This window comes from Nocardioides ferulae, from assembly GCF_003660455.1.
Taxonomy (GTDB): domain Bacteria; phylum Actinomycetota; class Actinomycetes; order Propionibacteriales; family Nocardioidaceae; genus Nocardioides; species Nocardioides ferulae.
Window position 1 is genome coordinate 1 of sequence record NZ_QZVR01000023.1, and the last position, 26,827, is coordinate 26,827.

The following is a 26,827-nucleotide window of genomic DNA, read 5'->3' on the forward strand; positions in this document are numbered from 1 at the left end:
AACGTGGCGGAGGCCTCGACGGGCTCGAGCGAGATCGCGGTGAACATCGCCGGCGTCTCGTCCGCCGCCGAGAGCACCACCCAGGCCCTGGCCCAGACGACCTCCGCGGTCAGCGAGCTGTCGGCGATGGCGCAGCAGCTGCGCAGCCAGGTCTCGCTGTTCAAGGCCTAGACGCCGACGAACCGATCCGCACCGGCCCTCCACGGGCCGGTGCGGATCGGTGCACCGGCGGAGAACAATCCCCCCACGCGTCGGCAACTCCCTGGTCGCGATCAGGGACACCGCGCTAACGTCGATCCCGTCCGGAGTGTCTCCGGGCGGGGTCGTGCGATTTCGGACCTCGACGCCGACGGGAGCGTGAGCGATGTACTCCGTGCTGGGGGCCTCCACCATCGGCTTCGACCTGGCGCGGCTCGCCGGGGGAGCCCAGACCGCCACGGTGCTGCGCACCGCCCTGGCCGCCGACAGCGATCTGCTGCTCCGGCTCGCCGCCCGCCACCCCGGCGACGAGGTCCGCGAGACCTGGCGGCGTGCCCGCGACGAGGCCGTCGCGAGTGGACGAAGCCGGCTCGGCGAGCTGCTTCCCCGGGCCGGCGAGGCCCTGGTGGAGGCCAGCCACGGCGAGGTGAAGCTGCTGCGTCGGCTCGAACAGAGTCCGCTCGGCGACGTCGCCGCCCTCGACCGCCTGGTGCGCAGCGAGCTCCTCGACTGGACCTGGCTGCACAGCGGCCCGCTCGCGGTGCAGGACCCCCAGGCATCCCTGGCCGCCGACGTGCTCGCCGACGCCGCCGCAGCGGCGTTCCTGCGCGGCGTCCTGCCCGACGACGTCCGGCGGCCGATGACGGTGCCCTTCCTCGCGGTGGCCGGCTCCGATCCCGTCCCCGAGACCGGCACCGGGCTGCCCGAGGTCGACCGGCGGCTCGGCGTCCTCGCCGACTCCGACTCCGAGGTGCGTCAGGCCTGGCGCCGCGTCGTCGACGAGCAGCGGGTGCACACCGCCGCCTGGGCGCCCGCGATGCACCAAGCCACCTGGGCGCTCTCGATCAGCGAGCGCCTCCGCCCGTCGTGCGACGCGCAGCTCGCCGCGGTCGGCGCCTTCAGCAAGGCCGGCTTCACCGGCCGCGACGCCGCGTACGGCGTGTGGAACGCGCTGTCGGGCGTGCTGGCGGCGTCCGCGGTCGACGACCTGCTCTCCGCCGCGGAGGCCGACGCGCTGTTGCGACCCTGGCGCGCGGTCTACGGCTGCGACTGACCTCGACCCGCCACCCGGTCCTGGGGAGAACCCCCCCGGAGTCGCCCTCGCCGCCGATCCCCTCCGGTCGGTGATTTCGGGCCTCAGGTCGCCTCGGTCGCTGCCGATGATGGATGCGTCAGCCACCCGGCCGGCACCGACCGTGAGGATCCTTGATGCAGCCCATCCGTGTGCTCGTCGTCGACGACTCCGTGGTGATCCGGCGCCTGGTGACCGGTCTGCTGGCGGAGGACCCTCGCATCGAGGTCGTCGGCACGGCCATCAACGGCCGCGCGGCGCTGCAGAAGGTGGCGCAGTTCCAGCCGGACCTGGTCACCATGGACATCGAGATGCCCGAGATGGACGGCATCGAGGCGGTGCGCCGGTTGCGCGCCTCCGGCAGCCGGATGCCGATCATCATGTTCAGCACGCTGACCGAGCGTGGTGCGGTCGCGACGCTGGACGCCCTCGCCGCCGGTGCCAGCGACTACGTCCCCAAGCCGGCCAACGTCGGCAGCGTGGGGCGTTCGATGGAGCAGGTCCGCGAGGCGCTGATCCCGCGCATCATGTCGCTCGTCCCGCGGGTCTTCCCGCGGCAGGCCGACCGGCCCGGCGCCGTCGCTGCGCCCGCGGCCCGGGCCGCGCAGGCGGTCACCTGCCGGCAGCCGCGCCAGCCGGCCGGTGGCTACCGGCTGCTGGTGATCGGCAGCTCCACCGGTGGACCCGAGGCCGTGAACACCCTGCTCGCGAGCCTGCCGCCGCTGCCGGTGCCGGTGGCGTTGGTCCAGCACATGCCCCCGCTCTTCACCCGGCAGTTCGCGGCCCGCCTGGACCGGCAGTTCCCCTTCTCGGTGGTCGAGGCCGGCCCGGACGAGGCGCTGGTGCCCGGCAAGGTCGTGATCGCACCCGGAGACCACCACCTCGAGGTGGTGGCCGCCGCGGGCGGCTTCCGCGGCCGGTTGACCCAGGGCCCACCCGAGAACTACTGCCGGCCCGCCGTCGACGTGCTGTTCCGCACCGCCGCGCAGGCGGCCGGCGGGGCGGTGCTCTCGGTGGTGCTGACCGGCATGGGCTCCGACGGCTGCAAGGGCGCCAAGGTGCTGGTCGACGCCGGGGGCAGCGTGCTGGCCCAGGACGAGGCCACCTCGGTGGTGTGGGGCATGCCCGGGGCGGTCGCGACCGCAGGACTGACCGAGGCGGTGCTGCCGCTCAAGGAGCTGGCAGCCGAGATCATGCGCCGGCTGAGCCAGCCGGCCCTCAGGAGCACCGGGCCGGTCCCGGTGCGGACAGGTGGAGCGGCGGTGACACAGCGATGAGCATCAGTCGGGACGCCTTCAACTTCGTGCGCGAACTGGTGCACGCGGAGAGCGCGATCGTCCTGGAACCCGGGAAGGAGTACCTCGTCGAGTCGCGGCTCCTGCAGCTGGCACGACAGGCCGGCCACGACGGAGTGGACGGCTACGTCGCCCACCTGTCGGAGCGCCGTCCGTCCGCGGGTCTGCGGCAGGTCGTCGAGGCGCTGACCACGAACGAGACCTCCTGGTTCCGCGACGTGGATCCGTTCAACACCCTCAAGAACACCGTCTTCCCGGCGCTGGCCGCCAACCGCACGGACCGGCGGCTGCGGGTCTGGGCCGCCGCATGTTCGAGCGGTCAGGAGCCGTACAGCATCGCGATGACGGCGAATGACACGCCGGCGCTCGCGGGCTGGAAGGTCGAGATCCTCGCGACCGACCTGTCGGAGGAGATGCTGACCAAGGCCCGGGCGGGGGAGTACTCCCAGCTCGAGGTCAACCGCGGGATGCCCGCCTCCTCCCTGGTGCGGCACTTCACCCGCAGCGGGCTGAACTGGCGGCTCAACCCGGCGATCACCCAGCAGGTGACGTTCCGCCAGCTCAACCTGGTCCGTCCCTTCCCGCCCATGGGCCGTTTCGACGTCGTCTTCCTGCGCAACGTGCTCATCTACTTCGACCTGCCCACCAAGCGGGACATCCTGCGCCGCGTGCGCCAGGTGATGGCTCCCGACGGCCACCTCTTCCTCGGCGCGGCCGAGATGACCATGGGCGTCGACGACGCCTGGGAGCGGGTGCCGGCCGGGCGGTCCTCGGTGTACCGGATACGAGAGGAACAGCGCGCATGCGTGCCCTGGTAGTCGACGATTCGAGAGCGATGCGCAGGATCGTCGGGCGCATCCTCACCGATGCCGGATTCGAGGTCCAGGAGGCCGGTCACGGCCAGGAGGCGCTCGACCTCCTGACCGAGCACGACACCCCTCCCGACCTGGCCTGCATCGACTGGAACATGCCGGTGATGGACGGCCTGGAGTTCGTCACCGAGGTGCGCAGCCGTCCCGAGTGGCGCTCGATCACGCTGATGATGGTGACCACCGAGAGCGAGCAGAGCCGGATCGTCCGCGCGTTGGCCGCAGGCGCCCACGAGTACCTCATCAAACCCTTCACCGCCGACGCCCTGCAGGAGAAGCTCGATCTGCTGGGGCTGGTGCCGCTGACCGCAGGAGACCTCGCATGACCGTCGAGACCCCGGACCAGGCCCTGGTCCGCGCCGCAATGGAGCAGGTGTGGGAGTCGATGCTGTACGCCGTCGCCGAACCCTGGGCGCCGGGCGACCATCCCGACTTCCGCAACGGGCTCCAGGCCCAGATCGCGCTCACCGGCGAGTGGAACGGTGAGCTGCGGCTGACCCTCGACGGCACGGTCGCCGCCGAGATCGCCGGCGCCATGCTCGGTGCCGACGAGGACGAGGAGCTGCCCGAGCTCGACGTCCACGACGCCGTGGGCGAGGTGCTCAACGTGGTCGGCGGCAGTGTCAAGGGCGCGCTGGGTGGAGCCACCGCCCTGGGGCTTCCGGGCGTCACCCCCGTGACCGTGGCGCCCGACCACGACGACTGTGTCGTCGTGGCCTGGCGCGGCTCCCCGGTCTATGTCCAGGTCGTGCCTGCCGCCGGCTGAGCCCGGCATCGACCGCGTGGACGCTCCCTCCACACCGACGAGACGAGAGAACAGAGAAATGAAGATCCTGATCGCCGACGACAGCCGGGTGATGCGCCAGATCGTGCTGCGCACGATGCGCCAGGCCGGGTTCGGACACCACGACTTCGTCGAGGCCACCGACGGTGCCGACGCGCTGGACAAGGTGGCCGCGGAGTCACCGGACCTGGTCCTGTCGGACTGGAACATGCCGAACAAGACCGGCATCGAGCTGCTGCGCGCCCTGCGCGGCAGCGGCTCGACCGTGCCGTTCGGGTTCGTCACCTCCGAGGGGTCCGACGAGATGCGGCAGACGGCTCAGGCGGCCGGGGCTATGTTCTTGATCGCCAAGCCGTTCACCCCCGAGTCCTTCTCCGACGCCCTCTCCGGGGTTCTGTGAGGTCGAGATGAGCATTCCGAACCGCAAGCAGATCCGAGACCTGTTCGAAGGCCTGCTCGGTCGCGACGTCGACGTCAGCGACGGGGCGCCGCCGCCGCTGGACGTCGTCCCGCGACCGCTGGTGGCCTCCTACATCGACGACGTGCACAACCTGTCCTCGGTCGTGGTCATGGACTTCGAGCTGGCCGCCTACTCCGCGGCCGCCCTCGCGCTGGTTCCCCGTGGCGGCGCCGAGGCGGCCATCGACGACGGCGTGCTGCCGCCGAGCCTGTTCGAGAACGCCTCCGAGATCCTGAACATCGTCGCGGGCATCATCAACGACTCCGGTGAGGTGCACCAGCGCCTGCAGGAGGTCTACGGGCCCTCTGACCCGATCCCGGGCAGCGTGGCCTCGTGGGCGGCGACGCTGGGCTCCCGTGAGGATGTCACCGTCGACATCCAGGGCTACGGCGAGGGCGTCATCGGGGTGGTCTCCACCCTCTGACGCCCCGCGGCGTCCGGGGATGCCGTCGAGGGTGGGCGGCGGCACCGGAGCACGTACGCTGGCCGCAGCATGTCCAGCCCCTTCCCGATCCCCGGCCTCGAGCACCTCGCGCCCGCAGCGGACCCCTCACCACCCCGCCGCGGCCCCTCACCCGAGGAGCTGCTCGACGGGCTCAACGAGCCGCAGCGCGCCGCCGTCGTGCACGAGGGGGCGCCGCTGCTGGTCGTCGCCGGAGCGGGGTCGGGCAAGACCCGGGTGCTGACCCGGCGGATCTCCTGGCTGATCTCCCAGCGCCAGGCCCACCCGGGCTCGATCCTGGCCATCACCTTCACCAACAAGGCCGCGGCCGAGATGAAGGAGCGGGTCGAGGAGCTGGTCGGCAAGCGCGCGCGGATCATGTGGGTCTCGACCTTCCACTCCGCCTGCGTGCGGATCCTCCGCAAGGAGGTCACCCGGCTGGGCTACAAGTCGAGCTTCTCGATCTACGACGCCGCCGACCAGAAGCGGCTGATGACCCTGGTCTGCAAGGACCTCGACCTGGACGCCAAGCGCTACCCGCCCGCGGCGGTGCTGAACTGGATCTCGAACCAGAAGAACGAGCTGCGCGACGAGGACGAGGCCGCGAAGGACGCCCGCAACGGGCTCGAGGAGTCGTACGCCGCGGCGTACCGGCTCTATCAGCGGCGGCTGCGCGAGGCGAACGCGCTCGACTTCGACGACCTGATCATGATGACCGTGCACCTGTTCTCGGCCTACCCCGAGGTGCGCGAGACCTACCGGCGCCGGTTCCGCCACGTGCTGGTCGACGAGTACCAGGACACCAACCACGCGCAGTACGCCCTGATCCACCAGCTGTGCGCCCACGACCCGGAGGGCGGGCCCGTCCATGACGTGGAGGCCGCCGAAGGCCCGGACGAGCGGGTGCCGCCGGCCGAGCTGATGGTCGTGGGCGACGCCGACCAGTCGATCTATGCGTTCCGGGGCGCGAACATCCGCAACATCCTCGACTTCGAGCAGGACTTCCCCGACGCCACCTCGATCCTGCTCGAGCAGAACTACCGCTCCTCGCAGACGATCCTCAGCGCCGCGAACGCGGTGATCGACCACAACCGGGGACGCAAGCCCAAACGTTTGTGGTCCGACGCCGGCGACGGCGCGCGGATCGTGGGCTACGTCGCCGACGACGAGCACGACGAGGCCCGGTTCGTCTCCGAGGAGATCGACCGGTTGGTCGACGAGGAGTCGCACCGGCCGGCCGACGTGGCGGTCTTCTACCGCACCAACGCCCAGTCCCGGGTGTTCGAGGAGGTCTTCATCCGCACCGGGCAGCCCTACAAGGTCGTGGGCGGGGTGCGCTTCTACGAGCGGCGCGAGGTGCGCGACGCGCTGGCCTACCTGCGGCTGCTGGTCAACCCCGCCGACCAGGTCTCGCTGCGGCGCATCCTCAACGTGCCCAAGCGCGGCATCGGCGACCGGGCGGTGGCGTGCGTGCAGGTGCTCGCCGAACGCGAGCGGCTCACCTTCTGGGAGGCGCTGCGGCGCGCCGAGGAGGCCCCCGGGCTGGCCACCCGGTCGCTGGGCGCGGTGCGCGGGTTCGTCGCGCTGGTCGAGGAGCTGCAGTCGATGGTGGCTGCGGGGGAGCGCGCCGACGTGGTGCTCGAGACCGTGCTCTCCCGCTCGGGCTACCTGGCCGAGCTGGAGGAGTCCGACGACCCCCAGGACGCCACCCGGGTCGAGAACCTGGCCGAGCTGGTGGCGGTCGCCCGCGAGTTCTCCGACGACCCCGTGGCGGGTCCCTCCGCCGACCCGGCCGACGTGGACGCCGGCACGCTGGCGCCGGGTCTCGGCGACTTCCTCGAGCGGGTGGCGCTGGTCGCCGACGCCGACCAGATCCCCGACGCCGGCGACGACGGCGGAGTGGTCACGCTGATGACGCTGCACACCGCGAAGGGGCTGGAGTTCCCGGTCGTCTTCCTCACCGGGCTCGAGGACGGCGTCTTCCCGCACGCGCGGGCGCTGGGCGACCAGCCGGAGCTGGAGGAGGAGCGCCGGCTGGCCTACGTCGGCATCACCCGCGCTCGCGAGCGGCTCTACCTCTCCCGGGCCGTGGTGCGGTCGGCGTGGGGTGCCCCGTCGCACAACCCCGGCTCCCGGTTCCTCGACGAGCTGCCGGTCGACCTGGTCGACTGGAGGCGCACCGAGGCCGCCCAGACGAGGTGGTCGCGCCCCGACGTCGCGAGCGGGTCGCCCGCGGCCCGGCTCGGTGCACCGACCGCGGCGGGCCGCCGCAACTTCTCCTCCGCCGCGCTGCGTGCCGACGCGGCGGCCAAGGCCAAGCCGGCTCGCGCGGTGCCGTCGCTCGAGCCCGGCGACCGGGTGGTGCACGACTCCTTCGGACTCGGCACCGTCGTCGCGCTGGAGGGCGTCGCCGAGAAGGCGGTCGCCTCGATCGACTTCGGCTCCCAGGGCGTGAAGCGGCTGCTGCTGCGCTACGCCCCGGTCGAGAAGCTCTGACGCCGAGCCGTCACTGATTCCCGCCGTTTCGCGGCGTGTCGCGGAAGGCTTGACGGGTCGTCGGTCTCGACACGGGTCGTCGGTCTCGACACGCCGGTCGCCGCTTCGCGGGCTCAGCGGCGCGGCTCGCTCGACCACCATCAGCGAGTCCGCTGACGCGTCCTCGCTAGGGCGTCAGCCCGTGGACCCGCATCGCCTCGTAGGGGTCGACCGGGTCGCCGCCGCCGGGGCGGACCTCGAGGTGCAGGTGCGGTCCGGTGACGTTGCCGGTCGAGCCGACGCTGCCGATGACGTCACCCGCCTGCACGACGTCACCCTCGGTGACGTTCATGGAGTTCTGGTGGCAGTACCACAGCTCGGTGCCGTCGTCGAGGGTGAGCACGGTCTTGTTGCCGTAGGCGCCGTCGTAGCCGACCGAGGTGACGGTCGCGTTGGCCATCGCCACCAGCGCGGTGCCGGAGGGGGCGGCGAAGTCGAGGCCGGTGTGGTAGCTGGACCACAGGCCGTACTCGCCGTAGGTGGCGGTGATGCGGTAGCCGGAGAGGGGCAGCACCCACAGGTTGAGCTCGATCTTCGCGGCCTGGGCCTCGACCTGGTCGCGGAGCTCGGCGAGGGCCGCGTTTCGCTGCCGGGTCTGCTGCTCGGCCTCGGCCACGAGCTCGGCCTCGGCGGCGTCGTCGAGGGCGTCGCGGCGCGAGTCGCGGCTGATCACTGCCTCGCGGTTGCTGAGCAGGTTGGCCCGGGCGATGCCGGTCTCGCCGCTCATCGCGCTGGCCGCGGAGACGCGGGTCGGCTCGGCGTCGACGAGGCCGGGGCTGGACACGGTCAGCGCGCCACCGGCGGAGACCGCCAGTGCGGCCACGCCGACGAGCACCGGGGCCGAGGGGAGGCCCTTGATCAGCGACCCTCGCGAGGCCGCGTGCTTGACGGCCTTGCGGCGCCCGGGGGGCTGGGCGGTGAGCAGCGGAAGCTCGGCGGTCGCGTCGAAGTCGTGGAACACGGTGGTCGCATCGGTGCGCACCGGGTTTGCGTCGGCGATCGCGGGGGTAGAGGTAGGGCGGCCCGCGACGCGGCGGCCCGAGGTGGCGCTCGCGGCCGGCTTCAGGGTCTCCGAGGGACGGCGGCGTACGCCGCGACGTTCCGCCCGGTGGCTACCCATGAATGGTGTCTCCGTTGCCTCGCGTGCCCCGCCCTCGGCTGAGAACGAGCGAAGTGGACTGTAACGGACTGGTCACGGCCGGGGAAATCCGGCCTGACCGATCTGTGGACGACCGCCGTGCCGCCCGCCTGGCTGCGCGGGCGGAAGTGGCCATCCTCACCTGCCCCACTTCTCCCATGCCCATCGGTCACTAGGGTGCCCGCATGAGTCGATCCAGGCTGCGCATCGTGCTCGCCGGCCCGGCCGGCGACGTCGTCGACGAGAGTCTTCACCTCGTCGAGGCGCTCGCGCGGGCCCTTCGCGATGCCGGCCACGAGGTGGTCTACGCCGGTGCGGCCGAGGACGCCGAGCGGCTGGCGGCCACCGCCGTGCAGGAGGACGCCGATCTGGTGGGTCTCTGCCTGGGCGCCGGTGACCGGAGCGGATCCCTGGCCGGCCGGGTGGCCGGTCGGCTGGCGGACGCGGGGGCGCCGGAGGTGTCGGTGTTCGAGGTCGGCGGTGCGCCGCTGGATGCGCCGGGGAGCGGCGCCGCCGACCGCCCCGGGTCGGCCACCTCGTTCGCCGCGGACGTGCCCGTCGGGGACGTCGTCGGCTGGGTGGCGGAGGTCGAGCGCAGCGCTGCGCAGCCTGCCGGCGACACGACCCCGTGAGGTCGTCGCCACGGGTTGAACCGGGCCGAATCGGTTACCGGCCGGTCGTATGGGCTGCGTCACGTCCGGCCCCCCAGCCCTCGTCGGCGACAGGGAAGCCGGACTAGGGTGCCCCCCGACATCGGCGGCTCCGCTGCGTCGCCGTACCTCTCGAGTAGGACGTAGGTGGATTCCTCGTGGACCTGATGGAGTACCAGGCGAAGGAGCTCTTCGCCAAGCACGGAGTGCCCGGCACTCTCGGTGTCGTCGCACACACGCCTGCCGAGGCGCGGGCGGCCGCCGAGAAGCTCGGTGTGGTCGTGGTGAAGGCCCAGGTCAAGGCCGGTGGCCGAGGGAAGGCCGGCGGCGTCAAGCTGGCCAAGACGCCCGACGAGGCCGAGCAGCACGCCGAGGCGATCCTCGGCATGGACATCAAGGGCCACACCGTGCACCGGGTCCTGGTGGCGCCGGGCGCGAGCATCGAGGAGGAGTACTACTTCTCCTTCCTGCTCGACCGGGCCAACCGCAACTACCTGTGCATCGCCAGCGTCGAGGGCGGGGTGGAGATCGAAGAGGTCGCCAAGACCAACCCCGACGCGGTGAAGAAGATCGCGATCGACCCCGGCACCGGCGTCGACGAGGCGAAGGCGCGGGCGATCGTAGCCGAGGCCAAGTTCCCCGAGGCACTGGTCGACCAGGCCGTGCAGACCGTGCTGGCGCTGTGGAAGGTCTTCGTCGAGGAGGACGCCACCCTGGTCGAGGTGAACCCGCTCGCGCGGCTCACCGGCGACAAGCTCGAGGCGCTCGACGGCAAGGTGTCGCTCGACGCCAACGCCGACTTCCGGCACCCCGACCACGAGCAGTTCGAGCTCGGCGACGAGACCGACCCGCTCGAGGCGGCCGCGAAGGAGAAGAACCTCAATTACGTCAAGCTCGACGGTCAGGTCGGCATCATCGGCAACGGCGCGGGTCTGGTCATGTCGACGCTCGACGTGGTGGCCTACGCCGGCGAGAAGCACGGCGGCGTGAAGCCGGCGAACTTCCTCGACATCGGTGGCGGCGCGAACGCCCAGGTGATGGCCGACGGGCTGCACATCATCCTCGGCGACGAGCAGGTCAAGAGCGTCTTCGTCAACGTCTTCGGTGGGATCACCGCCTGCGACCAGGTCGCCAACGGCATCAAGGGCGCCCTGGAGATCCTGGGCGACGAGGCCACCAAGCCGCTCGTCGTCCGTCTCGACGGCAACAACGTCGAGGCCGGCCGCCAGATCCTGCAGGACCTGGCACACCCGCTGGTGACCATGGTCGACACGATGGACGGTGCGGCCGACAAGGCCGCCGAGCTCGCGAACGCGTAAGGACGAAGAAGAGATGTCGATCTACCTCAACAAGGACTCCAAGATCATCGTCCAGGGCATGACGGGTGGGATGGGCTCCAAGCACACCACCCTGATGCTCGAGGCCGGCTCCCAGATCGTGGGCGGCGTGAACGCCCGCAAGGCCGGCACCTCGGTCGAGCTCGCCGGCAAGGAGCTGCCGGTGTTCGGCACCGTCGCGGAGGCGATGGCCGAGACCGGCGCCGACGTGTCGGTCGTCTTCGTGCCGCCGGCCTTCACCAAGGACGCCTGCATCGAGGCCATCGACGCCGGCATCGGCCTGCTCGTGGTCATCACCGAGGGCGTCCCGGTGCAGGACACCGCCGAGGTGTTCGCCTACCTCGACGGCAAGTCCACCCGGATGATCGGCCCGAACTGCCCGGGGATCATCACCCCCGAGGAGTCGCTGGCCGGCATCACCCCGCACACCATCGCGGGCAAGGGCCCGGTGGGTCTGGTGTCGAAGTCGGGCACGCTGACCTACCAGATGATGTACGAGCTGCGCGACTACGGCTTCTCGACCGCCATCGGCATCGGCGGCGACCCGGTCATCGGCACCACCCACATCGACGCGCTCGAGGCCTTCGAGAACGACCCGGAGACCAAGGCGATCGTGATGATCGGCGAGATCGGCGGCGACGCCGAGGAGCGGGCCGCGGCCTACATCAAGGAGCACGTCACCAAGCCGGTCGTCGGCTACGTGGCCGGCTTCACCGCCCCGGAGGGCAAGACGATGGGCCACGCCGGCGCCATCGTCTCCGGCTCCTCGGGCACCGCTCAGGCCAAGAAGGAGGCCCTCGAGGCGGTCGGCGTGAAGGTCGGCAAGACGCCGTCCGAGACCGCCGAGTTGATGCGCGAGGTCCTGAAGAACCTCTGAGGCCCCAGCCTTTGCAGCACCACGACCGGACCCCCCGCCTCCTGGGCGGGGGGTCTCGTCGCTCCTCGAGCTGCTTCGGCGGTGTCGGGGGCCGGACTTCACACGCGTTGCGGGAATCGCCGGAGATCCGGCGATCCTGCGCCCGGCCTCAGCCCGCCAGGCCGGCCGCCCCCCCCAGCACCGCCGCGTCCTGCTCGACCAGGTCGGCGAGCTGTGAGTCCAGCTCGGCCTCGGTGAAGTCGCCGCTGATGTAGGAGGCCAGCACGAGACCGCTGACGGCCACGAACCGGTAGACCGCGGCCAACTGGCCGCCCTGGGTGGTCATCGCGAACGACAGCGAGTCGGCGCCGGTGCCGTCGTCGAGGACCGTGTAGGCCTGGTCGGTGTCGGACTCCTGCCCGGGTGCGGACTCGACCGCTGGGCAGGCAGCGACCGCGCCGCGCAGCTGCTCGACGATCGCCGGAGCCTGGTCCGGGGAGGCGAAGGTGACCAGCTCGCGGCTGCGCAGGAAGTCACCGAGGGTGACGGTGACCGCCGACCGGTCGGCGAAGTCGCCCGGCCACACGTCGCGCATCGTCCCGCACATCGCCGAGAGGTCGATGCCGCCGGCGTCGGGAGCCGGGCCGATCACCTGGTCGCCCTCCGGCAGGCCCTCCGCGAGGGGGAATCCGTCCGGGATCGGCGCGGCGTCGGCGGCGGCCCGGGGCTCGCTGGGCAGCTCGGTGCACGGGCTCGCCGAGAACAGGCACATCGACGCGACCGGATAGGCCGACTCCTCGAGCACGTCGTCCAACGTCTGCGCGACCACGGCCTGGTCACCGGCGCCGCCGAAGAACGTCGACTCGTGCAGCACCGCGTTGCCGACCCGCACCAGCAGGTGGAGATAGCCGTCGGCGGTCAGCTCACCCTCGGAGCGCCACCGGTCGACGTAGACCAGCGTCTCGTCGCCGACAGCCGCGGAGAGCAGCGCAGACCCCGGTCCGTTCCTCGGCGCGGGGCACTCGCCCTCGAACCGGCCCTGGAACTCCTCGAGCACGGTCGCCGCGGCGTCGGCGTCCTCGTAGAGCAGCAGGTTCCGCTCGATGCCGCCCTCCTCCTGCCGGGCGGAGACCGACACCGCGTCCACCATCGCGACCGGGTAGTCCACGTCGAGGTTGTCGCCGCCGCACGGGGCCACGCCGCTCTCGATGCGGTAGCCGGGCACGCTCTTGACCTCGGAGCCGTCGTAGGCGTTGCGCTCCGGCATCCCGTAGGTCAGCGGGAACCCACCGGGGATCGAGGACCGCCAGCCCGTCTCCGAGCCGTCGCTGCCGTCGGTGCCCTGGGAGGCCGGAGGGATCGGCCGGTCGCTGCGGGATCCGCCGTCGGTGGCCAGCGCCAGCGGCGTGGCGACCAGGATCGTGGCGGCGGCGATGCCGCCGACCGCGGTGAGCGCGTTGTTGCGGCGCCGCATCCGGTCGCCGCGGCGGCGTACCTCGGTCGCGGGCAGGGGGTCCACGGGAAGTCCTCGCTGCTTGAAGGTCTCGAGCTCCTCGAACGGGTCAGGCATGGGTCGCTCCCTCCTGGTAGCCCCCGGGTGCGTCGTCGCTGAGCAGCGCGGCCAGCGCCGCGCGGCCGCGGCTGAGCCGGGCCTTGATGGTCCCCTCCGGTACGCCGACCTCCCGGGCCACGGCCTGGACCGGCAGGTCGGCGATGTGGTGCAGCACCAGCGCCTGGCGCTGTGCCTCGGGCAGCTGCTTGAGCGCCTCGACCAGCGCCACGTGCGACAGGCTCGGGGGAGCGGTCTCGGTGGCGGCGCCGACCGCCCGGTCGACGGGGCGCCGGCCACGCACGGTGCGGCGCCAGCGGCTCACCGCCAGCCGGTAGGCGGTGGTGCGCACCCACGCCTCGGGGTACTCCGCCTTGTCCAGCTTCCGCCGGTGGGCCCAGGCACGCACGAACGCCTCCTGGACGCACTCCTGCGCCTCGTCGCGATCCCCGATCATGGCGTAGAGCTGCCCCACGATCCGTTGGAACGACGCGGTGTAGAAGTCGTCGAACTCGCGTTCGTCCATGACCTCTCGTCCCGTCTCGTCTCTGTGCCCCGCGGTGTCATCGGGGCTCGGTCGGGAGGGATACGCCGCGACCTGCCCCACGGTTGCACGCCGGGGGCAGATTTCTGCGCAGCGCCGGCGGGGCCGGCACCGTGCCGCGGTCAGCCGCGCGGCTGCGGCCCCGGCAGCCGGTCCAGCCGGGCCAGCGCCCGCTCGGCCAGGGCCAGGAACGGCTCGTCGCCGAGGTCGGCGCCGGGAGCCGGGACGAAGCCCAGCTGGGCCACCGCGGTGCCGCGCCGCAGCAGCGCCATCAAGAAGCGCACCGACTCCTGGTCGGAGATCTCGGTGGTCACCTCCCAGACACTGAGGTCCGTCGCGTCCGTGGCGACCTGGCGAAGCTGTCGCACATCGGTGCCGAGCTGGTCCTCGGAGCAGTCGCCCATGCGGCCCCGGATCTGCGCCACGAACGCACGGGCCTTGGCGGCGGGCAGGGCGCCGACGGTCTCGGTGAGCCCGAACGCGTCGGGCAGCCGGGCCTCGGGGACCACGAACGTGCGGGTCAGGTTGCGCGACCACCGGACGCCCTCGAACCCGCCCGAGAACGACGCCTGGTCACAGGTGGTGGAGGCGTCGTTGGCGACGGCGCGGGCCGGCTCGTTGCCCACCCAGGGCCGGCGGACCTCGCCCGCCGGCGGCAGGTCGATCTCGGAGAGCATCGCGGCCACCTGCCCGGTCGGGACCGGCGGAGCGGGGCGCAGCCGCGGCCGCGTCGCACACTCGCCGCCGTCGGGGAGTCGGCACAGGGCGTCGACGGCCTCGGTGAGCAGGCGCAGCACCGGCTTCGGCTCGAGCGGACCGGTGCCCGGCACGCGGGTCAGCACGGTCGTCACCAGCCCCCCAGAGCGGGCCACGCCCGCGACCAGACCGTCGGGGCTCTCGGGCCCCTGGGCGCCCGCCCAGTCGCGCAGCGACACGATCGTCGCCTCGTCGCCGAGCCCCTGGCCCTGCCAGGTCGACAGCAGCTGGGCGCGCTCCTCCTGGCAGCCGGCGAACCACCCGACCGTGGCCCGGAAGGTCCGCTCTGCCCGCTCGGTGGAGACCGACGCCTCACTGAGCTGGTACGCCGCGGGGCCGGACGGTGCCGGCCGGGTGCCCGGCTGGGCGCTGGGCCGGCCACCTGGGCGGGTGCCCGGCCGATCCACCTGGCCCGCCAGCTCGCGCACGAGGGCCGCGCTGCCGCGCCGGTCGGCGTACCTCTCGGGCTGGCAGGGCAGCACCAGTCCGGTGCCCTCGGTGTTGGCGTGGGTGTCGGTGACGGTCCAGCGGGTGCCGGCGAGCGCCTCGTCGAAGGACGTGGCCGCGAGGAGCGACTCCTCGGGCAGCACCTCCTCCGGCTCGGGCGGGGTGGCCGGGCCGGCGCCGTTGCGGGTGGAGGCCGAGGGCTCGTGGCCGCCGTCGAGGGTGGGCTGCACCCCGGTGGTGTCGGTGACCACCACGCCGGTGACCAGCAGGGCGGCCACGGTCGCCGCGGCGCCCGCCGCGGTGTGGGTGCGCCGGCGCGCGGCGCCCGCGCGCCGCAGGATGGAGCCTCGTGGCCAGCGCACCTCCTCGGCGGCGGCGGCCAGCGGCTCCCACAGCGGCCGGATGGCCGTCGTCGGCACGTCGCGGTGCACGGCGAACTGGGCGGTGGCCAGCTGCAACTGGCGGGCCGCCTCCTCCGGCGGCAGGCCCACCTCGCGCGCCATCTGGTCCATCGACACCGTGGCCAGCTGGGTCAGCAGCAGCGCCTTGCGCTGCACGGTCGGCAGCTTCGCGAGGCCGTCGAGGGTGGCCCGGGCCTCGTCGGACAGGTCCTTGTCGCGGCGGCGCAGCCGGGCCGCGCTCCGGCGCAGCGCCCGCGACCAGGCGTGCTCACGGGCCCAGGCCTCGGGGTCGGGCGAGCGGGACACCTTCGGCCAGTGGTGCCAGGCGACCACGAAGGTGTCGCGCACCGCGGCCCGGGCGGAGGAGAGGTCGCCGGTGAGGGCGAAGGCCTGCAGCAGCAGTCGCCCGCGCACATCCTGGTAGAACGTGTCGAATCCGTCGGGGTCCCTCATGGCGCCGTCCACCGTAACCGGGCGCGACCGGGCGGGGCGAACCCGTCCGGACCCGTCTCGCCGGCGCGGACGATCGGTGGGTCCTCGGCGTGGCACCGCGGCGGGCACCGCAGGGTTGGCGATGATCGATGGACCATGACCTCGCTGCTGCCCTCCTCCGCCACCCGTGCGCGAGGTCCGCGGGGGACCGGAGAGGCTCGCCGCGACCTGCGGCACCGCCGGCCCCTGCTGCTGACGGCGCTGGCCGGCGGGGCGTCCGCGGCGGGCGCGACCCTGCTGCTGTGCCTGGCGACGGCCCTCGCCGGCTGGTTCCTCACCGACGCCGGCGCGCACGGTGCGCCGCGGGACGCGCTGCGCACCGGCGCGCTCGGCTGGCTGATGGCGCACGGCTCGGGCGTCCACGTCGACTCGGTCTCGGTGACCGTGCTGCCGCTGGGGGTGACGCTGCTGGCCGGCTGGGCCAGCTGGCGGCTGGGCCATCGGGTGGGTGCCGCGGTCTCCGGCCACGGCCCCGACGCCGACGCCCTCGCCGACGGGCAGCGCGACTGGACCGTCCCGGTCGGGGTCGTCGCTTTCGCCGCCGGCTACGCCGCGACGGCGCTGTCCACGCTCGCCCTCGCCGGCACCGAGGCCACCGCGCCGGCCGCCGGCGGGGTGCTGCGCTGGTCCCTCCTGCTCGCCGTCGCGATCGGCGGGCCGGCACTGGCGGTCGGCTCGGGGCGGGCCGCGATCTGGGCGCGGGTGGTGCCCGGCACCGTCCCGGGCGCGCTCGAGGTGTCTCGCCGGCTGCTGGTGTGGTGGCTCGCGCTGTCGGCCGCCGTCCTCGTCGTGGCCCTTCTCGCCGACCTCGGCACCGCCCTGAACGTGATGGCCCAGCTGCACACCGACGCCGGGGAGGCGACCGTGTTCACGGTGCTGACCGCCACGGTCGTGCCGAACGCGGTCGTCTTCGCCGGCTCCTACCTGCTCGGCCCCGGATTCACCGTCGGCGCCGGCACCCTGGTCGCGCCGACCGCTGTGGTGGTCGGTCCGCTGCCGATGTTCCCGCTGCTCGCCGCCCTCCCCGACAGCGGTCCGACCCCGGCCTGGGTGGCCTGGCTGATGCTGCTGCCCCCGCTGGTCGCGGCCGCGGCGACGGCCCGCACCCTGCTCCGTGGACCGGGCCGCCGAGCCCGGCTCGGGTGGGTCGAGACGATGGTCCGCGGCACGCTCGGCGGCGTGCTGGCCGGTGTGGCCTTCGGGGTGTCGGCCGCCGTGGCCGGTGGCGCCGTCGGCCCGGGCCGGATGCGCGAGGTTGGCCCGCTCGTCTCCGACGTGCTGGTGCACGGCGTGGCCACCTTCGGCGTCGGCGGACTGCTCGGTGCGCTGGTGGCCGTGCTGTGGCAGCGCCGGGCGGCCGCCCGGACACCGGCGGCGGGGCACTGACCCGCAGCCGTAGACTCCGGGCGTGCCCGCTGCCCCCGCTCGTCTGGTCGTCCTCGTCTCCGGCTCCGGCACCAACCTGCAGGCTCTGCTCGACGCCGCCGCCGACCCGGCGTACGGCGCTCGCGTGGTCGCCGTCGGCGCCGACCGTGAGGGCATCGAGGGGCTGCGGCGGGCGGAGCGGGCCGGGGTGCCGACGTTCGTCCGCAAGGTCGGCCAGTTCACCAGCCGTGAGCACTGGGACCGGGCGCTCGCCGACACCGTGGCCGCCTTCGAGCCGGACCTCGTGGTGCTGGCCGGGTTCATGAAGCTGGTGGGCCCCGAGTTCCTCGGCCGTCTCGGCGGCCGGGTCGTGAACACCCATCCGGCTCTCTCGCCGTCCTTCCCGGGCATGCACGGGCCGGCCGACGCGCTCGCCTACGGCGTGAAGGTCACCGGGGCAACGCTGTTCGTCGTCGACGACGGCGTCGACACCGGCCCGATCGTGGCCCAGGTGCCGGTGCCGGTCGAGGAGGGCGACACCGTCGAGTCGCTGCACGACCGGATCAAGGTGGCCGAGCGGGCGATGCTGGTCGACGCCGTCGGCCGGATGGCACGCGAGGGGTTCTTGGTCGACGGCCGCACGGTGCGCTTCGGGACCTGAGCCCGGATCCAGGCTGAGCCGGTCCGGAGCACCCTCCGGCGGCCCGTAGAATGGCGGCCACACGACTGGCGCAGGTGGGGAACCACCGGGGAGTGGCTCGACGGCCTCGAAGGTCTCGGGTAGCGAGCGCATCGAACGCCTGGGTGCCTCATCGAGAAGTCGACCGACCCCGATGAGGAGTGTCCCCATGAGCGAGCCCACACCCACCGCCGAGCACCGCGTGCCGATCCGCCGCGCCCTGGTCTCCGTCTATGACAAGTCCGGTCTCGAGGAGCTCGTGCGCGGCCTTCACGACGCCGGCGTCGCCCTGGTCTCCACCGGCGGGTCCGCCGCGCTGATCGAGGGCCTGGGCCTCCCGGTCACCAAGGTCGAGGACCTGACCGGCTTCCCCGAGTGCCTCGACGGCCGGGTCAAGACGCTGCACCCGCGGGTGCACGCCGGCATCCTCGCCGACCGCCGCCTCGACTCCCACGTGCAGCAGCTCGCCGACCTGGGCGTCGAGCCGTTCGACCTGGTGGTCTCCAACCTCTACCCGTTCACCCAGACCGTCGCCTCGGGCGCCGGACCCGACGAGTGCGTCGAGCAGATCGACATCGGCGGTCCGTCGATGGTCCGCGCCGCGGCCAAGAACCACCCGTCGGTCGCGATCGTCACCAGCCCCGAGCGGTACGCCGACGTGCTGGGCGCCGTGGCCGCCGGCGGCTTCACGCTGGCCGAGCGGCAGCGCCTGGCCGCCGAGGCCTTCGTGCACACCGCGACGTACGACGTCGCCGTGGCCTCCTGGATGGGCAACGTGCTCACCGACACCTCGGTCGTCGACGGGACGAGCACCGGCTTCCCGGCCTGGATCGGCGCGACCTGGGAGCAGGCGGCGGTGCTGCGCTACGGCGAGAACCCGCACCAGCCGGCCGCGCTCTACCGCAGCGGCCACGGCCCGGCCGGGCTGGCTGGCGCCGAGCAGCTGCACGGCAAGGAGATGTCGTACAACAACTACGTCGACACCGACGCCGCCCGCCGCGCCGCCAACGGCTTCGCGGAGCCGGCGGTGGCGATCATCAAGCACGCCAACCCGTGCGGCATCGCGGTCGGCGCCGACGTGGCCGAGGCCCACCGCAAGGCGCACGAGTGCGACCCGGTGTCGGCGTTCGGCGGGGTGATCGCGGTGAACCGGCCGGTGTCGGTGGCGATGGCCGAGCAGGTGGCCGAGGTGTTCACCGAGGTGATCGTCGCGCCGGGCTACGAGGACGGCGCCGTCGAGGTGCTGGCTCGCAAGAAGAACATCCGGATCCTGGTCTGCCCGGTCGACGAGCAGCCGGCCCGGGTCGAGGCCCGACCGGTCAGCGGCGGCCTGCTGGTGCAGCACGTCGACCACGTCGACGCCGCCGGCGACGACCCCGCCACCTGGACCCTCGCCTCGGGCGAGCCGGCCTCGCCCGAGGTGCTCGCCGACCTGGCCTTCGCCTGGCGTGCCTGCCGGTCGGTGAAGTCCAACGCGATCCTGCTCGCCAAGGACGGTGCCTCGGTCGGCGTCGGCATGGGCCAGGTCAACCGGGTCGACTCCTGCAAGCTGGCGGTCAGCCGGGCCGGCGAGCGTGCGGTCGGCTCCGTGGCCGCCTCGGACGCGTTCTTCCCGTTCGAGGACGGCCCGCAGATCCTCATCGACGGTGGCGTCACCGCGATCGCCCAGCCGGGCGGGTCGGTGCGCGACGAGCTCACCATCGAGGCCGCGAAGGCCGCCGGCGTGACGATGTACCTCACCGGCACCCGCCACTTCGCGCACTGAGGCGCCCCGGGCGCCGAAGGGAGCGGAGTCGGCGCTCGCCCAGACTGCGCGAGTTGCCCAGCGGCGGTAACTCACAGGGGGTTGGTCTGAACCCCAGCCACCGGCAGCAGCCTCATGCCCACCGAGAGTCGCCAGACTGCGGGCCCGATGTCTCACCACGAGTGGCGGGTCACCCGCGGTCGAGCGACCACGAGTGGCGGGTCGACGCCGGAACGCCCACCACGAGTGGCAGGTCAGCGGGGAAACACCCACCACAGACCGACCCCCGCGACCTCCACCCACCCACCCACCAGTGACAGGATGACCACGTGACCGCACAGAAGCTCGACGGGACCGCGACCGCTGCTGCGATCAAGGAGGAGCTGAAGGGCCGGGTGGCCGCGCTGCGCGAGCGAGGCGTCGTCCCCGGGCTCGGCACGGTGCTGGTCGGCGACGACCCGGGCTCGCGGTGGTACGTGAACGGCAAGCACAAGGACTGCGCCGAGGTCGGCATCGAGTCGATCCGGGTCGACCTGCCCGCCACCGCCACCCAGGACGAGATCGAGTCCGCGGTCCACGCGCTCAACGACGACCCGGCCTGCACCGGCTACATCGTGCAGCTGCCGCTGCCGAAGGGGCGCGACGAGAACCGCGTGCTGGGACTGATCGACCCGGCCAAGGACGCCGACGGCCTGCACCCCACGAACCTGGGGTGGCTGGTGCTGGGCGAGGAGGCGCCACTGCCCTGCACGCCGTACGGCATCGTCGAGCTGCTGCGCCGCCACGACGTCGCCATCGCGGGCGCCGAGGTGGCCGTGGTCGGCCGCGGGGTGACCGTGGGCCGGCCGCTCGGGCTGCTGCTCACCCGGCGCTCGGAGAACGCCACCGTCACGCTGTGCCACACCGGCACCCGCGACCTGGCCGCCCACGTGCGCCAGGCCGACATCGTGGTCGCGGCGGCGGGGGTGCCCGGCATCGTCACCGGCGACATGGTCAAGCCCGGCGCCGCGGTGCTCGACGTCGGGGTCTCCCGCGTCGACGGCAAGCTCGCCGGCGACGTCGCCCCCGACGTCTGGGACGTCGCCGCCTGGGTCTCGCCCAACCCCGGCGGGGTGGGTCCGATGACCCGGGCGATGCTGCTGTCCAACATCGTCTCGATCGCAGAGAAGTCGCTGGGCGTGTGAGCGAGCACGACCCCCAGCAGGACCCCGACCGCCCGCCGGTCCCGTCGCCGGAGGAGGTGGCGGCCGAGCTCGCCGGGGCGCCGGCGGGGGAGGAGCGCCGCTATCCGTCGACGATCGGCGGCGCGGTCTACATCGCGGTGCTGGTCGTCACCGCCGTCGGCATCGGCATCGTGGTCACCGGCGACTGGAGGGTCGGGATCCGCTGGGTGGCCGGGGCGGTGCTCGGTGCCTCGCTGCTGCGGCTGCTGCTGCCCGCCAAGGACGCCGGGATGCTCGCGGTGCGACACCGGCTCTTCGACTCGCTGCTCTATGCCGGGATCGGCGCGGCACTGATCGCGCTCACGGTCTCGATCCCGGACCAGCCGCTGCTGTAGGCCCCTGCTGGTCGAGCGGCCCGGTGGTCGAGCTTGCCGAGACCCTCCACGCGACAGGGCGGTGACCCTGGCTCTCGCCTGGGGTCACCACCCTGCACAGCTCACCGGGTCTCGACACGCGGGTCACGGCTTCGCAAGCTCAGCCGTGCCGCTCGCTCGACCACCAACAGTCGGTCCGCTGGCGCGTCCCGACTAGATGAGACCCAGCTCCTTGACCGCGTCGCGCTCCTCGGCGAGCTCGGCGACCGAGGCGTCGATGCGCCCACGGGAGAACTCGTCGACGTCGAGGCCCTGCACGATGCTCCAGTCGCCGCCGGAGGTGGTGACCGGGAACGAGGAGATCAGACCCTCGGGCACCCCGTAGGAGCCGTCGGAGGCGACCGCCATCGACACCCAGTCGCCCTCGGCGGAGCCGTAGAGCCAGTCGCGGGCCGCGTCGATCGTCGCCGAGGCGGCGGACGCGGCCGAGGAGGAGCCGCGGGCCTCGATGATCGCCGCACCGCGCTTGGCGACGGTCGGGATGAAGTCGTTCTCGATCCAGGCCTGGTCGCCCACGACCTCGGCGGCGTTCCGGCCGCCGACCTCGGCGTGGAAGATGTCGGGGTACTGGGTGGCGGAGTGGTTGCCCCAGATCGTCATCTTCTTGATCTCCGACACCGAGGCGCCGGTCTTCGCCGCGAGCTGCGAGATCGCCCGGTTGTGGTCGAGCCGGGTCAGCGCCGAGAACCGCTCGCGCGGGATGTCGGGGGCGTTGGTCATCGCGATCAGCGCGTTGGTGTTCGCCGGGTTGCCGGTGACGCCGATGCGGATGTCGTCGGCGGCCACCTTGTTCAGCGCCTTGCCCTGGGCGGTGAAGATCGCGCCGTTCGCCTCGAGCAGGTCGCCGCGCTCCATGCCCTTGCTGCGGGGGCGGGCGCCGACGAGCAGGGCGAGGTTCGCGCCGTCGAAGATCTTCTCGGCGTCGTCACCGATCTCGACCCCGGCCAGCGTCGGGAACGCGCAGTCGTCGAGCTCCATGACCACGCCCTCGAGCGCCTTCAGCGCCGGGGTGATCTCGAGCAGCCGCAGCTCGACCGGGCGGTCGCCCAGGGCGCCGCTCGCGAGGCGGAACAGCAGGCTGTAGCCGATCTGGCCGGCGGCACCGGTGACGGCCACCTTGAGGGGGGATGAGCTCACGACGGGTCTCCTTGTCGATCACGTGAACGGGGTACGTCCCCGCTCGGGTGATCGGTCACGTTGGGGACGCGTGCCTGGGTCGTGCTTCCGGGAGCCGACGCTAGCAGCGCCCCGGGGGGCACCGCGCACGAGGCCCCGGGCGGTAGGGGATGCTGGCGCGCGTGAGTCTCCTGCCTCCACGGGTCGCCCGCCGTGCGACCGCCGCGGCCGTGGTGGCGCTGCTGCTGGCCGGCTGCGGGACGGCGTCGCCGCTGAGCCCACCGACCGGCGTGGACCAGCTCGCCGTCCCGACCCCGGCGCCGGAGGCGGACGACTTCGTGGCCGAGCTCGACAACCCGTGGCTCGCGCTCGAGCGCGGCACCACGATCGACCTCGCCAGCAGCACCGGCGGCGAGGTCACCGTGCAGGTCGCCGCGGACACCGTGCCGGTCGCCGGCCTGGACGCGACGGCGGTACGCCGCACGGGCGCCGGCCTCGCGCCGCACACCGACTACCTCGCCCAGGACGTCGACGGCAACGTGTGGTGGGTGGGCAGGCAGGGCGTGTGGGAGGCCGGCGTCGACGGGGCCCGGGCGGGGCTGGTGATGCCGGCGAGGCCGCGGGTGGGCGACGGGTGGGCGCAGGCGCACCTCGCCGACGTGGTCGAGGACCGGGCCGAGGTGGTCTCGGTGGGCGAGCCGCTGGCGCTCGAGGGGCGGGAGCACGCCGAGACGGTGGTGCTGGAGGTGACCGACCCGCTCACCGGCAAGGTGCGCCGGCGCACCTACGCCCGCGGGACGGGACTGGTGCTGGACCAGCCCGTCACCGCGGGCAGCGTGCCGGACCCGCTGGGCACTCTCGTGCGCCAGGGGTGATGCCGGGGGGCTACTGGCCCTCGGGTGGGCGGATCTGCGTCGCCGAGGTGTCGCCGGGCTGCGGGGTGTGCGGGTCGGTGCCGACGGCCGGCTGCTGGGAGGTCGGCTGGTCCTGTGCCGGGGCCGGGTAGCCCTGCTGCGCCTGCGGGGCGGCGTACTGCTGGGCCTGGTGGGGTGCCTGCGGCTGGAGGTACTCGGGGGGAGCCGGCACCCACTGCTGCCGGGCGGCCTCCCACATCCAGCCGTCCTGGATGATCGGCGCCGCGGCGGGCGCGGCCTGGCCGCCCCAGCCGCCACCGGACTGGTCCCAGGACTGCTGCTGGTTCCACTGCTGCTGGTACTGGTCGGGAGCGCCGTAGCCGGGGACCGCCGCGGGCGTGGCCCGACGCAGCACGAAGCCGGAGCCGGGCACCGGCTCGGCGCCCCGGCCGAAGAGCAGCGGGTAGAGCACGCCGGCGACCGCGGCGCCCACGAGCGGGGCGAGCAGGAACAGCCACAGCTGGAGGATCGCGTCGGTGCCGGCGAACAGCGCCGGGCCGATGGAGCGGGCCGGGTTCACCGAGGTGCCGGTGGCGGGGATGGCCACGAAGTGGATGGCCGCCAGCGTGAGGCCGATCGCCAGCGGGGCGAGCGCCGGGTGCTCGTTGCGGGAGTCGGTGACGGCCAGGATCACGGTCACGAACACGGCGGTCAGCAGGGCCTCGAGGAGGAAGGCCGCCCACCAGGCGTAGCCGGTGTACTCGTCGCCGAAGCCGTTCTGCCCCATGCTGCCCTCGGCGTCGAACCCGTCGAAGCCGTGCAGCAGCAGCCACAGGGTCAGTCCGGCGAGGACCGCGCCGAGGAGCTGCATCGCCATGTAGAGGAGCGCCTGGATCCAGGCGATCCGGCCGCCGAGCGCGGCCCCGACCGAGACGGCCGGGTTGAAGTGGGCGCCGGAGACGCGGCCGAAGGCGTAGGCCATGACGGCCACGGCGAGGCCGAAGGTGAGGCCAATCGTGGTGATCGAGCTGCCCCCGACCTCGGCGGCGAACGCCACCGAGCCGCAGCCGAAGAACACCAGCACGAAGGTGCCGACCGTCTCGGCCGCCAGCTTCTGCAGCGTGGTGGGCGGTGCCGGAGCCGCCGGCGTCTCCGTCGCGTCGTCGTCCGCGGTCGCCGCTGCGCTCGCATCGGTTGCTGGGTGAGTCATGGTCCCCCTCCGAGATCGTGTCCGGGCGCCCCGCTCGATCGCCGGGCAGCCACACCCTAGTGGTCAGGGGCGGGGTTGCCGAGGGGCGTGGTGCCGGTGACGTTGCCGGTGCCCCGCGCTGGTGCGAGGGTGAGCGGGTCGGGATCCGTCAGGTATCTTGATGTCAAGCAATCTCGGAGCCTTGCTCGCCGCCGACCGTTCAGGAGTCGCACCTTTCCATGGCCAAGATCATCTACACGCACACGGACGAGGCGCCGCTGCTCGCGACGTACTCCTTCCTTCCCATCGTCGAGGCGTACGCCGCGAAGGCCGGCGTGGAGGTCGAGACGCGCGACATCTCGGTCGCGTCCCGCATCCTGGCCCAGTTCGGGCTGGCCGACGACGCGCTCGGTGAGCTGGGCGACCTCGCCAAGACGCCCGAGGCGAACATCATCAAGCTGCCCAACGTCTCCGCCTCCATCCCGCAGCTCAAGGCCGCGATCAAGGAGCTGCAGGAGAAGGGCTACGACATCCCCGACTACCCCGAGAGCCCCTCGACCGACGCCGAGCGCGAGGCCCGCGCGAAGTACGACAAGGTCAAGGGCTCCGCGGTCAACCCCGTGCTGCGCGAGGGCAACTCGGACCGGCGGGCCCCCGCCTCGGTGAAGAACTACGCCAAGGCCCACCCGCACCGGATGGGCGCGTGGAGCGCCGACTCCAAGACCGCCGTCGCCACCATGGGCGAGCACGACTTCCGCGCCAACGAGAAGTCGGTCGTGCTGCCCGCCGACGACACCCTGACGATCAAGCTGGTCGGCGCCGACGGCACCGAGACCGTGCTCAAGGACGGCCTGGCCGTGCTCGAGGGCGAGGTCGTCGACGGCACCTACATGGACGTCGCGGCGCTGCGCCGCTTCCTGGTCGAGCAGGTCGCCCGCGCCAAGGCCGACGACGTGCTGTTCTCGGCCCACCTGAAGGCCACGATGATGAAGGTCTCCGACCCGATCGTCTTCGGCCACGTCGTGCAGGCGTTCTTCCCGACGCTGTTCGAGCAGTACGGCGAGCAGCTCGCCGCCGCGGGCATCTCGCCGAACGACGGCCTGGGCGCGCTGCTCTCGGCGGTCGACGAGCTCCCGGAGGGCGAGGCGATCAAGGCCGCGGTCCAGCAGGGCCTGGCCGAGGGGCCGGCCCTGGCGATGGTCGACTCCGACCGAGGCATCACCAACCTGCACGTGCCCAGCGACGTGATCATCGACGCCTCGATGCCGGCGATGATCCGCATCGGCGGCCACATGTGGGGTCCCGACGGCGAGGAGCACGACACCCTCGCGGTGATCCCGGACTCCAGCTACGCCGGCGTCTACCAGGCCGTCATCGACGACTGCAAGGCCAACGGCGCCTACGACCCGGCGACGATGGGGTCGGTCTCCAACGTCGGCCTGATGGCGAAGGCCGCCGAGGAGTACGGCTCGCACGACAAGACCTTCGAGATCCCGGCCGCCGGCACGGTGCAGGTGCTCAACAGCGCCGGCGAGGTGCTGATCGAGCACGACGTGCAGCCCGGCGACATCTGGCGCGCCTGCCAGACCAAGGACGCCCCGATCCGCGACTGGGTGAAGCTGGCGGTGACCCGTGCCCGCGCTGCCGGCGTGCCGGCGGTGTTCTGGCTCGACGAGACCCGTGCGCACGACCGCAACCTCATCGAGAAGGTGAAGACCTACCTCGCCGAGCACGACACCGACGGCCTCACCATCGAGATCATGCCGCCGGCCGAGGCGACGACGTACTCCGTCGAGCGGATCCGCCGCGGCGAGGACACCATCTCGGTGACCGGCAACGTGCTGCGCGACTACAACACCGACCTGTTCCCGATCCTGGAGGTCGGCACCTCGGCGAAGATGCTCTCGATCGTGCCGCTGATGAACGGCGGCGGCCTGTTCGAGACCGGCGCCGGCGGCTCGGCACCCAAGCACGTGCAGCAGCTGGTCAAGGAGAACTACCTGCGCTGGGACAGCCTCGGCGAGTTCTTCGCGCTGGTCCCGTCGCTGGAGCTCTACGCCGAGCAGTCCGGCAAGCCGGGCGCGAAGGTGCTCGCGGCGGCGCTGGACCGGGCCACCGAGACCTTCCTCAACGAGGACAAGTCGCCGACCCGCCGGGTGGGCGGCATCGACAACCGCGGCTCGCACTTCTACCTCGCGCTCTACTGGGCTCGGGAGCTGGCCGACCAGACCGACGACGCCGCTCTCGCCGAGGCGTTCGCCCCGCTGGCCGCGACGCTCGCCGAGAAGGAGCAGCAGATCGTCGAGGAGCTGATCGCGGTGCAGGGCCAGCCGGCCGACATCGGTGGCTACTACCAGCCCGACCCCGAGAAGGCCTCCGCGGTGATGCGTCCGTCGAAGACGCTCAACGAGTCGCTCGCGACCTTGTGACCTCTGTGACCCCGTGACGACAGGGGAGG

General features: G+C 72.8%; 24 protein-coding genes and 1 riboswitch. Of the genes, 18 read left to right on the forward strand and 6 right to left on the reverse strand.

The window, feature by feature from the left end; all coding sequences use genetic code 11:
- The first annotated feature begins 364 nt into the window (after positions 1-364).
- From D6B71_RS19410 to pcrA, 8 genes are all read left to right on the forward strand, one after another.
- Entirely contained in the window at positions 365-1,252 is an 888-nt protein-coding gene (locus tag D6B71_RS19410; RefSeq protein WP_121258179.1) for a hypothetical protein, read from the forward strand.
- A 155-nt stretch (positions 1,253-1,407) separates the two neighbouring features.
- Entirely contained in the window at positions 1,408-2,547 is a 1,140-nt protein-coding gene (locus tag D6B71_RS19415) for a protein-glutamate methylesterase/protein-glutamine glutaminase (protein WP_121258180.1), read from the forward strand.
- On the forward strand, positions 2,544-3,383 hold the full coding sequence (locus tag D6B71_RS19420; protein ID WP_121258181.1) for a CheR family methyltransferase: 840 nt from the start codon (positions 2,544-2,546) through the stop codon (positions 3,381-3,383). The genes D6B71_RS19415 and D6B71_RS19420 overlap by 4 nt, the downstream gene beginning before the upstream one ends.
- Entirely contained in the window at positions 3,368-3,760 is a 393-nt protein-coding gene (locus D6B71_RS19425; protein ID WP_121258182.1) for a response regulator, read from the forward strand. The genes D6B71_RS19420 and D6B71_RS19425 overlap by 16 nt, the downstream gene beginning before the upstream one ends.
- Positions 3,757-4,200 (forward strand): chemotaxis protein CheX, encoded by a 444-nt coding sequence (locus D6B71_RS19430; RefSeq protein ID WP_121258185.1) that lies wholly within the window; start codon positions 3,757-3,759, stop codon positions 4,198-4,200. Before D6B71_RS19425 ends, D6B71_RS19430 begins: the two co-directional genes overlap by 4 nt.
- Positions 4,201-4,258: 58 nt before the next feature.
- Complete coding sequence (locus D6B71_RS19435; RefSeq protein ID WP_121258187.1) at positions 4,259-4,618, forward strand: response regulator; 360 nt, start codon at positions 4,259-4,261, stop codon at positions 4,616-4,618.
- A 7-nt stretch (positions 4,619-4,625) separates the two neighbouring features.
- Positions 4,626-5,102 carry a hypothetical protein gene (locus D6B71_RS19440; RefSeq protein ID WP_121258189.1) on the forward strand — a complete coding sequence of 159 codons (477 nt, stop codon included), beginning with the start codon at positions 4,626-4,628 and terminating at the stop codon, positions 5,100-5,102.
- 69 nt (positions 5,103-5,171) lie between these two features.
- A complete protein-coding gene (pcrA, locus tag D6B71_RS19445) occupies positions 5,172-7,616 on the forward strand; it encodes a DNA helicase PcrA (RefSeq protein WP_121258191.1) in 2,445 nt (814 codons plus the stop codon).
- 166 nt (positions 7,617-7,782) lie between these two features.
- Here pcrA and D6B71_RS23205 read toward each other — a convergent pair whose 3' ends face one another.
- A complete protein-coding gene (locus D6B71_RS23205; protein WP_206051862.1) occupies positions 7,783-8,775 on the reverse strand; it encodes a M23 family metallopeptidase in 993 nt (330 codons plus the stop codon).
- Between the two features lie 203 nt (positions 8,776-8,978).
- Between D6B71_RS23205 and D6B71_RS22945 the strand changes: the two genes are divergently transcribed.
- The 3 genes from D6B71_RS22945 to sucD all read left to right on the forward strand — a co-directional run bounded on the left by D6B71_RS22945 (position 8,979) and on the right by sucD (position 11,657).
- Positions 8,979-9,425 (forward strand): cobalamin B12-binding domain-containing protein, encoded by a 447-nt coding sequence (locus D6B71_RS22945; protein WP_164519747.1) that lies wholly within the window; start codon positions 8,979-8,981, stop codon positions 9,423-9,425.
- A 176-nt stretch (positions 9,426-9,601) separates the two neighbouring features.
- Positions 9,602-10,762, forward strand: a complete 1,161-nt coding sequence (gene sucC, locus D6B71_RS19460) for an ADP-forming succinate--CoA ligase subunit beta (RefSeq protein ID WP_121258193.1) — start codon at positions 9,602-9,604, stop codon at positions 10,760-10,762.
- A gap of 13 nt (positions 10,763-10,775) precedes the next feature.
- Positions 10,776-11,657, forward strand: coding sequence for a succinate--CoA ligase subunit alpha (gene sucD / locus D6B71_RS19465; RefSeq protein ID WP_121258195.1), 882 nt, complete (start codon positions 10,776-10,778; stop codon positions 11,655-11,657).
- 148 nt (positions 11,658-11,805) lie between these two features.
- Here sucD and D6B71_RS19470 read toward each other — a convergent pair whose 3' ends face one another.
- The 3 genes from D6B71_RS19470 to D6B71_RS19480 form a co-directional block, all read right to left on the reverse strand.
- Positions 11,806-13,206: a hypothetical protein gene (locus tag D6B71_RS19470; RefSeq protein WP_121258196.1), complete on the reverse strand. Its 1,401-nt coding sequence runs from the start codon at positions 13,204-13,206 to the stop codon at positions 11,806-11,808.
- Positions 13,199-13,711, reverse strand: coding sequence for an RNA polymerase sigma factor (locus tag D6B71_RS19475; protein ID WP_121258198.1), 513 nt, complete (start codon positions 13,709-13,711; stop codon positions 13,199-13,201). Before D6B71_RS19475 ends, D6B71_RS19470 begins: the two co-directional genes overlap by 8 nt.
- A 140-nt stretch (positions 13,712-13,851) precedes the next feature.
- Positions 13,852-15,786, reverse strand: coding sequence for a sigma-70 RNA polymerase sigma factor region 4 domain-containing protein (locus D6B71_RS19480; RefSeq protein WP_121258200.1), 1,935 nt, complete (start codon positions 15,784-15,786; stop codon positions 13,852-13,854).
- 135 nt (positions 15,787-15,921) lie between these two features.
- Between D6B71_RS19480 and D6B71_RS19485 the strand changes: the two genes are divergently transcribed.
- The 5 genes from D6B71_RS19485 (at position 15,922) to D6B71_RS19505 (ending at position 21,171) form a co-directional block, all read left to right on the forward strand.
- On the forward strand, positions 15,922-17,211 hold the full coding sequence (locus D6B71_RS19485; protein WP_121258202.1) for a cell division protein PerM: 1,290 nt from the start codon (positions 15,922-15,924) through the stop codon (positions 17,209-17,211).
- A 22-nt stretch (positions 17,212-17,233) separates the two neighbouring features.
- Positions 17,234-17,851, forward strand: coding sequence for a phosphoribosylglycinamide formyltransferase (gene purN / locus D6B71_RS19490; RefSeq protein ID WP_121258204.1), 618 nt, complete (start codon positions 17,234-17,236; stop codon positions 17,849-17,851).
- 51 nt (positions 17,852-17,902) lie between these two features.
- A riboswitch (ZMP/ZTP riboswitch) is annotated at positions 17,903-18,003 on the forward strand.
- A gap of 35 nt (positions 18,004-18,038) precedes the next feature.
- Positions 18,039-19,634, forward strand: a complete 1,596-nt coding sequence (gene purH, locus D6B71_RS19495; RefSeq protein ID WP_121258206.1) for a bifunctional phosphoribosylaminoimidazolecarboxamide formyltransferase/IMP cyclohydrolase — start codon at positions 18,039-18,041, stop codon at positions 19,632-19,634.
- A 308-nt stretch (positions 19,635-19,942) separates the two neighbouring features.
- Positions 19,943-20,797, forward strand: a complete 855-nt coding sequence (locus D6B71_RS19500) for a bifunctional methylenetetrahydrofolate dehydrogenase/methenyltetrahydrofolate cyclohydrolase (RefSeq protein WP_121258208.1) — start codon at positions 19,943-19,945, stop codon at positions 20,795-20,797.
- Positions 20,794-21,171 (forward strand): DUF3017 domain-containing protein, encoded by a 378-nt coding sequence (locus D6B71_RS19505; RefSeq protein ID WP_240641580.1) that lies wholly within the window; start codon positions 20,794-20,796, stop codon positions 21,169-21,171. The genes D6B71_RS19500 and D6B71_RS19505 overlap by 4 nt, the downstream gene beginning before the upstream one ends.
- Positions 21,172-21,363: 192 nt before the next feature.
- Here D6B71_RS19505 and D6B71_RS19510 read toward each other — a convergent pair whose 3' ends face one another.
- The gene (locus D6B71_RS19510) at positions 21,364-22,347 is read right to left on the reverse strand and encodes a malate dehydrogenase (protein ID WP_121258210.1); all 984 of its coding nucleotides are present in this window, start codon (positions 22,345-22,347) and stop codon (positions 21,364-21,366) included.
- A 161-nt stretch (positions 22,348-22,508) separates the two neighbouring features.
- Between D6B71_RS19510 and D6B71_RS19515 the strand changes: the two genes are divergently transcribed.
- Positions 22,509-23,201 carry a hypothetical protein gene (locus D6B71_RS19515; RefSeq protein ID WP_126688329.1) on the forward strand — a complete coding sequence of 231 codons (693 nt, stop codon included), beginning with the start codon at positions 22,509-22,511 and terminating at the stop codon, positions 23,199-23,201.
- Positions 23,202-23,211: 10 nt separating this feature from the next.
- Here the strand turns inward: D6B71_RS19515 and D6B71_RS19520 are convergent, their stop codons facing one another.
- Positions 23,212-24,390 (reverse strand): MIP/aquaporin family protein, encoded by a 1,179-nt coding sequence (locus tag D6B71_RS19520; RefSeq protein WP_121258214.1) that lies wholly within the window; start codon positions 24,388-24,390, stop codon positions 23,212-23,214.
- A 218-nt stretch (positions 24,391-24,608) separates the two neighbouring features.
- Here D6B71_RS19520 and D6B71_RS19525 point away from each other — a divergent pair, with 218 nt between their 5' ends.
- Positions 24,609-26,798, forward strand: a complete 2,190-nt coding sequence (locus D6B71_RS19525; protein ID WP_121258216.1) for an NADP-dependent isocitrate dehydrogenase — start codon at positions 24,609-24,611, stop codon at positions 26,796-26,798.
- The last annotated feature ends 29 nt before the right edge of the window (positions 26,799-26,827 follow it).